This window comes from Bartonella sp. CL70QHWL (assembly GCF_042194855.1).
Classification (GTDB): domain Bacteria; phylum Pseudomonadota; class Alphaproteobacteria; order Rhizobiales; family Rhizobiaceae; genus Bartonella.
Map to the genome: position 1 here is coordinate 1 of NZ_JBHINJ010000024.1, position 12,788 is coordinate 12,788.

A 12,788-nucleotide genomic window follows, 5' to 3' on the forward strand; every position below is an offset into this window, starting at 1 on the left:
GAAGAAACCCCTGTTTGATCATTGTCTTGCATGCGGCTTAGATCAATTGTTGCTGCTTGGATCTCTAAAAGATCACCGGCGGCTATCCGCCCATTCCCCGCCTCAAGCTTTGCTGCCTGTAAATGCAAAGAACCCGTCGCTGACTGTTGACCATCATTCCCAATACCGCTTGCTAAAAGAGCATGAGACTGGAGCTTGATCAGATCGGCGTGCACATCAACAGCACCGCTTGCCGCAACGCGAGCTTGCTCAGCCAGTTCAACATGTTTCAAAGCCTTCAGTTCAACTGCTTCTTCTGAAAAAAGCAGATCTTTCACATGTACACTATCGTGGTGGGAACGCGCTTTTACCGCTCCTTTGGCGCGTGCTTTGGCACCCTCAGAGAGCTTTTCGCGAGCAAAAAAGCTTCCAAACCAGCCCCAAAAGTTGGAAAGGCTTTGTTTAAAGCCCTTCCACACATTGCCAAACCACCTGAAAACAACGCGCCAAGCCCCTGTTTGAACTTTTGCCAAGCTTGAGAGGAATCAAAAGCATTAGCGATTATGTTTTTCTAATGCGTAATGGTGGCGGTATCAGCACCCAAAAAACGCATGATAGCTTCAAAGGCACGCCCAAAAGCGCGGGCTATCCCCCGTGCAAAGCCTTTGACAAAAGAAGAGAAACGATCCCAATATTTCCACAAAGCAAAACAGCTAGCCATAATGACAGCCACAACAGCAGCAATGAGTGCCCCTATCGGGCTAAAAACAGCTCCCCACAACAGAGGCTTTGTATAATATATAGCCTTTCGGAAATTGTGGCTTATCAGCAGATTCTGTATATTTTTATATTTCATTTGTTCAAAGAAGACACTGAGCACTCAAAGAACCTTCAAAGCTCTGTCAAAGTCTTCTCTCATTTTTGCTGTCAAAAACTCATTTGATACACAATGTAGGCAACAACAATCAATTATCGCATCTCTACCCTAATTTCACCTTTTCCCACTCAGTATAAAATATAAAGTCAAATTACACACAAAAAGATTTATTCTTTATTTACTTTAAAACCTCTCCTTTTTTTGAAAATATACAACTTTAAAGGCACTGCTCTTCTCTTTTACATTACGTTTTTACTGTCTTTTTATTCCTGTATTTCTTTAATCATACACCAATGAATATTGGAATAAAAGAATATCTACGATCAATAAAAATATTATTAATGCAACTATCAACGCCTAATAATATTTCCATGAATATTAAAAATTATTTTTAAAATATAATTAGATAAAAATACATTATGAAATAAATTTAATGTTACATAATTAAACATAAATACAACTTTAATTTTGACAAAAAAAGCAAAACAAAATATCAAAGTGCTGTGTTATTAAAATAAAAGCAATATCTATTTTCACTTCTTCTTATGAAGTTAGCGGGAAAATGAATGTTTGGGGCTTTAAAAGGAGTAGACTGATGCCTAAAAAATTTCTTCTATCCTGCACAGCAATTGTGGCAGTTGTACTTTCTGGTATCAATCTTAATGCACAAGCTAAAAATCTTGAAATTTCAGAAAGTAAAAAAGAAGTTTCCAACGAAACCTACGAAATTATTCACGCAAAAAAAGGTGGTCAAATTATCGGCAAGCATTTGACGATAATCGGAAACAAAAAAACAAACACCAACATAGGCACAAATGCGCACGCTATAACAGCTGAAGGTTCTAACACTGCGATTGAATTACTGGATGGAACAACCATTAAAGGAACTGGTTCTAGCATTTTCTTCGGTCTTGAAGCAAAGGATGGTGCTACACTGAAAATGACCGAGGGAACTATCACAGTTTCCAACACTGGCGCTAAATTCTTGAACAGTAAGAATGCTGAAAACAAGCTAAAAGATATAATAATATCAAGTGGCAAAGGCAAAGCTCCACTAACTTTTGCAATATTTGCAGACAAAGACAGTGAAGTCACTTTAGAAAATGTAAAAGTGACTAAGGCAACGAATAGCGTTACAGCAAATAATAAATCTGAAATCACGATATTGGGAGGATCATTTGATGCCACAAAGGCAGCAATATCTGCTTACAATGGCAGTCGCGTAACTCTAACTAACAATGTTCAAACTACATCATCTCATGGCACTGGACTCCATGCAACAGATTCAGAAACCACAATCGAAATGACGGGAGGAAGCGTAACCACAGAAAAAATGGCGTTGGTTGCAGAAAACGGTGGACATATCAAGGTCACGGATGTTGCGTTAACTGCGACGAATGATAAAATAGGAACAGTTGTCGCCGGCGGTCCAAACAGCGTGATTGAATTGCATGGGAATACAACAATTAAGAATGCTGTAATCGGTCTTCATGCACAAAACAGTGGAATGATTAAAATGATCGGAGGGACCATTACAGCTTCTGCAACCGGTGCTGGTTTCTATAATAGTAAGAGCAATGGAAACAAGCTAGAAAATGTGAAAATATCGGGCAGTAACAATAAAGAGCCTAAAATCACAGGAATAGGTGCCGACAAGGAAAGCAACGTCACTTTAGAAAATGTAACAGTTACGCGGGCAAAAAGTGGCATAGTTGCAAATAATCATTCTAAAGTAACGGTTTCTGGAGGATCATTTGAGGGAAAAAACGTAGGGGTATACGCTGGAAACGGCAGCAACATTACTTTAACCAGCAATAAAAAAGGTAACGTTCAAGTTACATCAACATCATCGAATAGCAAAGGACTCTACACAAATGGTTTACATTCTACCATCACAATGACGGGAGGAACAGTAACCGGAGAATTAGCGTTGGTCGCAGAAAACGGTGGACATATTAAGGTCACGGATGTTGCTCTAACAACAAATGAACATGGGGGCCAGGTCACCGATGTTCCTATAATAGGCGCAGGAGTCAATAGCGCTAATAGTATGATTGAATTATATGGCAATACAACGATTAAGAATGCTGGTGTTGGGCTTGTGGCAAGTAACGGTGGCGTAATTAAAATGATTGGGGGGACTATTACAACTTCTAAAACTGGTGTTGGCTTCGTGAACAGTAAGAGCACCGAAAGTAAACTAGAAAATGTAATAATATCAACCGGTAAAGATAAAAATTCAGGCAAAGGAATTCTTCTAGAGAAAGAAAGTGGTCTCACTTTAAAAAATGTAAAAGTGACTCAAACAGGCAACAGCGTAATTGCAAATAATCGTTCTAACATAACAATCTCTGGAGGATCATTTGATTCAAGCTATGCAACAATATGTGCTCAAAACGGTAGCAGCATCACCTTAACGGACAATGCTCAAATTACGTCACATGATGAAGCAGGCCTCTATGCACAAGACTCAAAATCCACAATTACAATGACAACAGGAAACGTGACAGGAAAATATACAGCCTTAGAAGCAGACATAGGTGGCCATATTACGGTTACAAATGTTGCTTTAAAAGCAACTAATAATGGCAGTGGTGTAGCTGCTGGTGCAGCTGCCTCTGGCTCTAACAGTGTGATTGAATTACTTGGAAATACAACGATCAGTGACGTTAAAATCGGAATTGATGCGCAAAACGATAGCACAATCAAAATGATCGGAGGAACCATTACTGCTTCCGAAGCAGGCGTTCACTTGTTAAAAAACAAGAGCAATAACAAACTGAAAGATGTAACGATATTAAATCGTAAGGATAATGCACTACTAATCAATGCAATAATTGCAAGAAGAAGTGCCATTACTTTAGAAAATGTAACCGTTCCGCAAGCAATCAATAGCATAATTTCAGATAATGGTTCTCAAATAACAGTTTCTGGAGGATCATTTAACGCAAAAGGTGCAGCAGTATCTGCCATAAACGGCAGCACTATTACTTTAACTGACAATGCTCAAATTACATCATCTGATGACAGTGGGCTCTATGCAAAAGACTCAAAATCCACCATCACCATAACGGGAGGAACAGTACAAGGTAAAACTACTGCATTATTTGCCGGAAACGGCGGACATATTAAAGCCACGAATGTTACTCTAATAACAGCAGATAGTAACGGATTCGGTGCGGAAAGCCAAGATGTTGGCAGTTTAGTTGAATTATATGGCCACACAACGATTAAAAATGCTGAGATCGGACTTTATTCAGAAAATGGCAGCACAATCAAAATGAGTGGAGGGACAATAATTGCCGAAAATAGTGCATTTGTTGTCAATAATAATGGACATATTGATGTAACAAATGTTTCTGCCACAGCAGAAGATAGAGGTATCGCATTTGAAAAGTCTAAGAACAATAAAACATCAGAAATCAATTTAACCAATACAAAACTTCATATTAAAAACGGTACTGGAATTAATGCAAATGAATCAATTGGTAAAGCCAATCTCAAAAATTCAGAAATCCGTGCCAATGTTTTATTAGTAACCGAAGCTTCAACGAAAAAAAATGATTTCACTTTTACACTAAACGCCGATCACTCCATCTTAGACGGCAAAGTGAGCACTGAAAAAAAATTCAAAACAGTCTTTGATTTGCAAAACAATACGAAATGGACATTGAAAACAAGCACAAATAAAAAAATCCAGAATGAAAAACTGTTTGATATTGCTCAAAGAGCACGTTCTGATATTTCTGTCCTTAACATCAATAACAGCTCTATTGTTTTTGAAGAGCCAACTGAAAATCATTATCACACGTTGCACATAGGATCTGGCAGACCAAATACTAAAAAAGTCTACAATGCTACAGGAAAAGCAGAAATTCATTTCAACGTCGAATGGAGTGATAGTGCTGCCATAAACAAACAAAAAGCTGACCATCTTCTGATTCACGGTGATGCTTCAGGTACTACACTGGTTTATATCACTGGACATTTAGAAAAGAACAATATTAAAGCAGATACTTCTGCTCTTACCAGTGCACGTGGTCTTTCACTCATTCAAGTTTCTGGGAAAGTAAATCAAAACTCTTTCAAACTTGCACAGGACTATATCACAATAAGTGGTTCACCTTATAAATATATACTGAAAGCTTATGGACCAAAATCAAACCACAGTAAAACAAATGCTGAACAAAACCTTTTAGGAGAAAATAAAAATTTCTGGGATTTTCGCTTACAACCAGTACTGCTTGATAGCAACTCAAAAGTAAAAACCATCGTGCCATAAATACAAGCTATTTTTTCATGCCCTGTGCTCTCTTGTATGCTGGATTGACCGATATGGATAAGCAAAGTGCAACTGTTAGCCAATATGCGACATCTGTCTTAAGGAAAGAATAAGACAAACGGAATGGCTTCTTCTTATACGCCTATGGAGAAACAGGAAGCTTATTTTCTGATAAGTAGTGCTCCTAGTAAATATGGTTATAGCAGTGCTCATCTTCGTTATGCTGCTCTACAAGGAGCTATTAACCTTGTCGCGCAGAAGGGAAAAATATCTACAATACATTTTGGTCTTGTCGGAACCTACGGGCAACTCTCCTTCACTCCAAAGAATATGCAAGACAGCAAGTAAGAGCATATTGAATAAATGGTCATTTCAACTCACCGCCTATGGCAGTAAACAGCGTGACAGTGGTTTCTATCTTGATACGCTGTTATCCTATGGCTTCCTAAAGGGAAAGATCACCAATGCCCTCATTAATACAACCGCAAAATTGAAAAATACAAAAATGTTGGCGATCTCCACAAATGTTGGCAAACAATTTGCAACGGGTATTCAAGGCGTAACATTCAAACCGCAGGCACAGCTTGCCTATCAACATTTGATGTTTGATACCATTAAAGATGCTGATAATCTGACCATTGACATGCAAAATCCTTCTCAATGGATAATCCGTGTTGGTGGACGTTTGACAAAAACCATTGCCACTGAAAACAGCCGTCTTATGTCTTTCTATGGAAAAGTAAACTTGATCAAAACCTTTGGTGATGATCAGACACTCCATATCGATAAGGATTATAAACGTGACCCCTCGAGAAGTTCCGTTGAAGGTGGGCTTGGTATTAGTGCACAATTGTCCGCTAACCTCTCCCTTCATGGTGATGTCAGCTATCAACAAAAGCTTCAAAAACTGGTATAAGTGGTGCAAGCTTTTCAGGAAGAATACGCTATCAGTTTTAAATAACGACTGTAAAAAACAGCCCATTCAATTTAACAAAAAGGCAGCATATTGCTGCCTTTTTGGCTTATTATAAGCTGTTTTTAAGCGCTTTTTTAAATAGAGAACAGCGAAATATTTGAAGACTGTCATTGACCATTGAATGTTTTTTACAAAAAATTCTTTTTATAAAGAATAAAACTGTAAAAAGAGAACAACCAAAAACAAAATAATATTGAAAAATAATGTGAAGCTTTTCTAGAAAATACAGTATTACTATCTTTTGTTATTTCTCACAAATTTAATGCTTTAAATGCCAAAATAAAACTTTTGAACATAAAATGATAAGTAAAAATAATATAACAATATTAAACAAAGGGATGTATGTTATAAGTCACTCGTATATTTCAAAATGGGAGTTCTAGTAGGATTTAAAATATTATAGCTCAAATACTGCCCAGCAAATTCATACTGGAAAAATCCTATTATGCCCTTCCCTCTTAACAATACCGCCAAACATCACCAGAAACTTCAAAACAAATAAAATTGCATTTTCTCTTCTGTAAAATGGATCATGCTCTTTGCTCTCTATGGACAATAGGCTCTATACTTGCTTCAAAAAACTCCTTTGTATAATCGTGTTGCGCACGTAGATTACGCAATTCATCATTGCTAAGCTCTTCAAGAATAATCCCTTTATGCATAATTCCAACACGTTCACAAATATGTGCAACAACAGCAAGATCATGGGATACCATTAAATAAGTAAGCTTTTTTCTCACGCGCAATGATTTCAACAAGTTTAAAATTTCAGCCTGTACCGACACATCCAATGCAGATGTTGGCTCATCAAGCAATAACACCTCTGGCTCAATAATTAAAGCACGTGCAAGAGCAATACGCTGACGCTGCCCTCCAGACAACTCATGAGGATAACGATAAAGAAAGGAAGAATCTAAACCAACGGAATCTAAAGCATCCTCTACCCGCTCTCTTTGATTATCCATCCCATGGATTTTGAGCGATTCAGAAAGAACCGTATGGACCATTTTTCTTGGATGCAGCGAAGCATAAGGATCTTGAAAAACCATTTGAATACAGCGTAAAAAATCCTTACTTCTTTTCTTTTCAACTTCTTGTCCAGCAAAAAGAAACTTTCCACTATAATCTGGAATAAGCCCCACCAATGTATTCAAAATAGTTGACTTTCCACATCCGGATTCACCAATCAAACCATAAGCTTCACCACGCTTAATATGAAAATTAACATTTTTAACAACTGTTACTGCCTTATGCCTATGACCAAAAGTTACAGATAAATTAGAAACATCAATAATATTCTCACAATTTGTCATGAGGAACCTCCTCAACACCATTAACAATCGTAGGATTATACAACCAATCAGGATCACGCTCAGGAACAGCCAAAATATCAACTGGATTATCAAGCCGTGGTAAACTCGCGAGCAACGCCTTTGTATAAGGATGACAAGCGTGAGACAAATCAGAAGCAGGCAACTCTTCTAGCACACGGCCCGCATACATCACTAAAATACGATCACAAAAATCAGCAATCATATTTAAATCATGACTAATGAAAATAAGTCCCGTTCCAGACTTTGTAACAAGTTCATCTAATACGGATAAAACTTGCCGTCTGACCGTAATATCAAGCGCAGATGTTGGTTCATCGGCAATAATTAAATCAGGTTTTGGAATGAGCATCATTGCAATCATCACACGCTGCCCCATCCCCCCAGATATTTCATGAGGAAAGAGACGCATCACATGTTCAGGATCACGAATATGAACAGATTCTAACATAGATATGGTGCGCTCCCGCGCTTCAGCTTTTGAAACACGATAATGAATACGGTAAGCCTCCATAATCTGTTCCCCGATCCGTATTAATGGATTAAGTGAATATTTGGGGTCCTGTAAAATCATTGAAATACGTTTCCCACGGATTTTTCGCATCTGAGGTTCACTTGCGGCCAATAAATCAACATCCTCAAAGCGCATTTTTTTAGCTTTAACAATGGCTGCTTTTGGACTTAACCTTAGTATTGCGCGCCCAGTCATCGATTTTCCGGATCCGGATTCACCAACAATTCCAATTTTTTCTTTTCCAACAGAAAAACTAACGCCACGCACAACTTCTGAAATGCCGCGCGTTGTAGGAAAAGAAATACGTAAATCTTCTACTTCTAATAATTTATTACCCATTGCGTGGATCCAATACATCACGAAGACCATCACCTAAAAGGTTGAAAGCAAGACTTGCAAATAATATTGCACAGCCTGGTATTGCCGCCAACCACCAATTTGTCATCATAAATTCCCGCCCTGAAGAAAGCATCGCACCCCATTCAGGACTTGGAAGTTGAGCTCCCAACCCTAAAAAACCAAGACCAGCAGCCGTTAAAATAATTCCAGACATATCCAAAGTTAATCGTACAATCACTGAAGGAATACACATGGGCGCAACATGAAATAAAATAATTCGCCAAGCAGAGGCCCCTTGCAAACGAACTACAGAAACATAATCAGAAGAACGTATTGTCAAAGTCTCAGCACGTGCTAAACGTGCAATTGGCGGCCATGCTGCAATTGAAATTGCAATAGAAGCATTTTCAATCCCCGGTCCCAATGCGGCTGAAAATGCAAGAGCTAAAATCAAACCTGGAAAAGCAAGAAAAATATCGACAATACGCATGAGCACAGTATCAACCCATCCGCCCATATAACCAGATACAGTTCCAACAATAAGCCCTATTGGACCTACAATAACTGTTGTAAGAAAAACAACATAAAGAGTAATACGGGAACCAAAAACAAGGCGACTAAAAATGTCACGTCCCAATTCATCTGTTCCAAAATAATGCGCCATAGAGGGTGGCTGCAACCGATGCCCTAGATCATTGCTAAGAAAATCATGCGTAGCAATCCAAGGAGCAAAAAATGCACATATGATAATAATACAAATAATAAGCAGACCGAATACAGCCGAAAAGTTATGAAAAAACTTAGCCAGTGCGTGATAAATTCTTTGTATGTTCGCTTGAATTATGGAGTTTGGAACAGGATCGTTTAACCAACTACCCAAAGAAGATGATGATTGCGATTTATGATGATTACTTACTGTCATATTCAACGTGTCCTTGGATCAAAAATGCGATAAAGCAAATCAGAAAATAAATTAATGGCGACAAAGATAAATCCTACAAGTAAAGTACATCCTACAACTGCATTCATATCTCCGGCTAAAAGAGCATTTGTCAAGTAATGTCCAAAACCAGGCCAAGCAAAAACTGTCTCCGTTAAAACAGCCCCTTCTAATAAAAAAGCATAAGAAAGCGCAACAACAGTAATAATTTGAACAGCAGCATTTCGAAAGGCATGCCCCCAAACGGTTCGCGCCCACGATAATCCCTTTACACGTGCAGTAATGATATATTCCTGATTAAGCTGCTCAATCATAAACCCACGAGTCATACGGCTAATATAAGCCATAGCACCGAAAGCCAAGATCAAAGCAGGCATAATAACGTGACTAAAAACATTACCAAAAGCCTCCCATTGTCCTTGGCTTGCCGTATCCCAAAGGAAAAATCCTGTTTTTGGTTCAAAAGAATATTCATAAAGAAAATCAATACGTCCTGGGCCACCAACCCAGCCAAGCTTGGCGTAAAATATTAACAACGCCATTAATCCGAGCCAAAACGTTGGAGTAGAATAACTTACAAGTGTAAAAACACGGACAACATAATCAATAAATGAATCGCGATACATTGCTGCAAAAACACCAAATGGAATTCCAAGAGTTGTGCCAATAACAATAGCAACGGTTGCAAGCTCTAATGTTGCAGGAAATACACGCATAATATCGGCTAGAACAGGTCGCCCAGAAGTTAAAGCATCTCCAAAGTCAAACAAAAATACATTATGAAGATACTTCCAATATTGGACAATCAACGGCTTATCAAGACCCAGCTTATAATACATTGCATCATAAGCTTCCTGACTGATATTATCACCAAGAATAGACAGAACCGGATCTAGAGGAAGAAGATGACCAAGAAAAAAAGTGATCGTCACCAACCCAAGCAATGTGATAAAAACTGAAATAAGAAGTTTCAATCCTTTGCATAAAAAATCCCATAAAAATAATTTTTTCTGCTTTTCTGATACAGCTCTTTCAGTCTCTGAAAGTGGCAAAACCATTATAAAAATCCCCTCTGTAGCGACAAAACATAAAGCAAATACCTCTTTTTATATAACGAAACAACCTCTTATGAAGCATGTTCTACAATCCTTCTCTATAACATGCTTCTTTTATTTTTCTGCTTCATTGTAATAAAGTCTATAACTGTTCCAAATCCATTTTTTGACATCAGGTCCCATACCAACGGTATAATATGTCTGAAATAAATAAACCATAGGACCATGCTCTAACACATAATGCTGTAAAGTACGATATTGCACAATGCGCTTATTGGAGTCTTGCTCAAACAAAGCATCCATCACCATGTTATTAATATTTTCATCATAATACCCAGCGCGCCAAGCTAAATACATATTGTGCTTTTTTGTAAATGTTGGATCAGGGTTAAACACGTGATTTAATGAAGCAGGATGTCCATCAGGATCGGCACTCCCCCACCCCATAAGTGCAGTATCATAATTTCCACCACGTACACGGCTCAACAATTGATTTTGTGCCATTTTTTCAATTGTAAGCTCAACACCAATTTTGCGTGCATTGGCTTGAATAGACTGTGCAACAGACGACATATAACTAAGGCTTCCAACTAAAAGATTAGCTTTAAACCCATTAGGATAACCAGCTTCAGTAATCAGTTGTTTTGCTTTTTTCAAATCCAACTGAAAAGGCAAACCTTCTTTTTCATCTAAAGCACCTGGAACACCTAAAGACATATAAGTTGCCCGAGGAATAGCAATTCCTTTCAAAACAGTTTTTCCAAGACCTTCATAATCAACCAAATAACGAAGTGCCAGTCTGACCTTTTCATTCGCAAAAATTGCATTCTTATTATTTAACGATAGGTAAATAATCTGCGGACGCAAAACACGACTAATTTTGACTGAGCCTCCCTTTTTTTCAAGATCTAAAATATCCTCTGAAGAAAGATCACGCACTATATCCACATCACCTTTTTCCAAAAGAAGTCTTTGACTTGATGAATCCGCTACATGCTGCACAACAATCTGCTTAATTTTAGGCACATCGCCCCAATAATGCTGTGTCGCCTCTAACACAACTTTATCTCCTGGAGACCAGCTCACCAATTTATAAGGTCCAACACAAGCTGAATGTGTTGCTAAATATTTATTCCCCATATCACCGTTAATACTCTGTGCTTCAATTGTTTCCCGATCAAGCAAAGCAGAAGCATAAGATTGTCCAATAACAGTCAATATGAGCTGAATAGGATAGGGTTTATCTAATTTTAATTGTAAAGTCTTATCATCAAGTGCCTGAATATTTGTTTCAACATTGTTTTTGGTAAACCCATAATCCATTAAAGATTGAGCATAGCTTAATCCTAATTTAATAATCCGTCGCATCGACCATACCAGATCTTGCGCTGTAGCCGTCCTTCCGTCATTAAACTTTAAATCATCACGAAGATGAAAAACTATTCTTTTGCCATTATCTAAAACGTCCCAAGATTTTGCCATAGCAGGGCGAATTTTTGTAGGATCATGCTCGTCATATTGCACTAACGCGCTGCAAATATTCGTCAATAACTCACTCGTCACAACCTCAACAGTTTGCGCTGGATCAAAACTACTAATTGAATCAATATTCCACGCCATTACCAATATATCTTTAGATGAAGCACTGAATGCCGATGTTACAGCCCCATTAAAAAAAACGATTGAGCTTAATAAAATAGAAAAATTTTTCAATATTCTTTGTTTTCCCATTTTATCTCTTCCTTTTGTATTCTTCTACCTTTTCACACAAAGTGATTTTGATTTTGCTCTTTCATCTTTTAAATAGCATAGCATTAGACATCAATTTCATTTCATCAAACTAAGCATCTATAAAATAATTTTCTTATACATCAGTCTATATTCTGTATGCAGAGAATCTATAACTATAAACAAAGATCCTCCCCAATATAACTTTCTATATTCATCGCTCCCTATAAACGATCTTAATTATATACTGCTACTGCACAAACATCCCTCACAATTTCATCCTTAAAAAACTGAAGAGCTTTTATATGGGAGAATATTTTCATCATGCAATTATGATTAAGCTCTTTTTAGCTTTGACAACATTAAAAAGACACTCTTATTTTTCAATTGCACTATAAAAAATACGCGGTGCACTATTCCAAACCCACTTTTTGACATCAGGCGTCATCGCGACAACGCTATATTGTTGAAAGATAAACGCATAAGGTCCTTTTTGCATAAGTTCACGTTGTAAATCAGCATAGAGTTGTGCCCGTTTTTGCGGATCTTTTTGAAACAGCGCCTCTTCAACTTTTTGATTCATCTTGGCATCAAAATACCCATGCTTCCAACTAGGATAGGCTGTATTTCTAGCCTCAAACCGATTATCTGGATTGAAAATAAGACGTGAAGCCATTGTATGAGGATCCACAGAATCATTATTCCATCCGATAAAAGCCGTATCAAAAGCCCGTGCATTCACTTTTGAAAACAACTGTGTACCTGCT

At 37.7% G+C, this 12,788-nt stretch carries 7 protein-coding genes and 3 pseudogenes; 2 read left to right on the forward strand and 8 right to left on the reverse strand.

Annotated features, from left to right (window positions below):
* Together ACFIJZ_RS08555 and ACFIJZ_RS08560 are read right to left on the reverse strand one after the other, a co-directional pair.
* The coding region (locus tag ACFIJZ_RS08555; protein ID WP_375631678.1) for a hypothetical protein at positions 1 to 512 on the reverse strand (512 nt) is incomplete at its 3' end.
* A 38-nt stretch (positions 513 to 550) separates the two neighbouring features.
* On the reverse strand, positions 551 to 859 hold the full coding sequence (locus ACFIJZ_RS08560; protein ID WP_273790738.1) for a hypothetical protein: 309 nt from the start codon (positions 857 to 859) through the stop codon (positions 551 to 553).
* Positions 860 to 2,189: 1,330 nt separating this feature from the next.
* Between ACFIJZ_RS08560 and ACFIJZ_RS08565 the strand changes: the two are divergent.
* Together ACFIJZ_RS08565 and ACFIJZ_RS08570 are read left to right on the forward strand one after the other, a co-directional pair.
* A pseudogene (locus tag ACFIJZ_RS08565) lies at positions 2,190 to 2,663 on the forward strand (NosD domain-containing protein); the annotation flags it as partial.
* A 1,515-nt stretch (positions 2,664 to 4,178) separates the two neighbouring features.
* A pseudogene (locus ACFIJZ_RS08570) lies at positions 4,179 to 6,095 on the forward strand (autotransporter outer membrane beta-barrel domain-containing protein); the annotation flags it as partial.
* Positions 6,096 to 6,644: 549 nt separating this feature from the next.
* Here the strand turns inward: ACFIJZ_RS08570 and ACFIJZ_RS08575 are convergent.
* The 6 genes and pseudogenes from ACFIJZ_RS08575 to ACFIJZ_RS08600 all read right to left on the reverse strand — a co-directional run.
* Positions 6,645 to 7,427, reverse strand: coding sequence for an ABC transporter ATP-binding protein (locus ACFIJZ_RS08575; RefSeq protein WP_375631680.1), 783 nt, complete (start codon positions 7,425 to 7,427; stop codon positions 6,645 to 6,647).
* Positions 7,414 to 8,298, reverse strand: coding sequence for an ABC transporter ATP-binding protein (locus ACFIJZ_RS08580; protein WP_273790733.1), 885 nt, complete (start codon positions 8,296 to 8,298; stop codon positions 7,414 to 7,416). The genes ACFIJZ_RS08575 and ACFIJZ_RS08580 overlap by 14 nt, the downstream gene beginning before the upstream one ends.
* Positions 8,291 to 9,220, reverse strand: coding sequence for an ABC transporter permease (locus tag ACFIJZ_RS08585; protein ID WP_273790732.1), 930 nt, complete (start codon positions 9,218 to 9,220; stop codon positions 8,291 to 8,293). The genes ACFIJZ_RS08580 and ACFIJZ_RS08585 overlap by 8 nt, the downstream gene beginning before the upstream one ends.
* Positions 9,221 to 9,222: 2 nt before the next feature.
* Positions 9,223 to 10,296, reverse strand: a complete 1,074-nt coding sequence (locus ACFIJZ_RS08590; RefSeq protein ID WP_375631682.1) for an ABC transporter permease — start codon at positions 10,294 to 10,296, stop codon at positions 9,223 to 9,225.
* A 111-nt stretch (positions 10,297 to 10,407) separates the two neighbouring features.
* Positions 10,408 to 12,024 (reverse strand): ABC transporter substrate-binding protein, encoded by a 1,617-nt coding sequence (locus tag ACFIJZ_RS08595; RefSeq protein WP_375631684.1) that lies wholly within the window; start codon positions 12,022 to 12,024, stop codon positions 10,408 to 10,410.
* Positions 12,025 to 12,397: 373 nt separating this feature from the next.
* Positions 12,398 to 12,788: pseudogene (locus tag ACFIJZ_RS08600) on the reverse strand (ABC transporter substrate-binding protein); the annotation flags it as partial.

Coding starts and splice junctions, on each gene's coding strand:
- ACFIJZ_RS08590 (WP_375631682.1), bottom strand. CDS start 10,296: ATGGTTTTGCCACTTTCAGAGACTGAAAGAGCTGTATCAGAAAAGCAG.
- ACFIJZ_RS08585 (WP_273790732.1), bottom strand. CDS start 9,220: ATGACAGTAAGTAATCATCATAAATCGCAATCATCATCTTCTTTGGGT.
- ACFIJZ_RS08580 (WP_273790733.1), bottom strand. CDS start 8,298: ATGGGTAATAAATTATTAGAAGTAGAAGATTTACGTATTTCTTTTCCT.
- ACFIJZ_RS08575 (WP_375631680.1), bottom strand. CDS start 7,427: ATGACAAATTGTGAGAATATTATTGATGTTTCTAATTTATCTGTAACT.
- ACFIJZ_RS08595 (WP_375631684.1), bottom strand. CDS start 12,024: ATGGGAAAACAAAGAATATTGAAAAATTTTTCTATTTTATTAAGCTCA.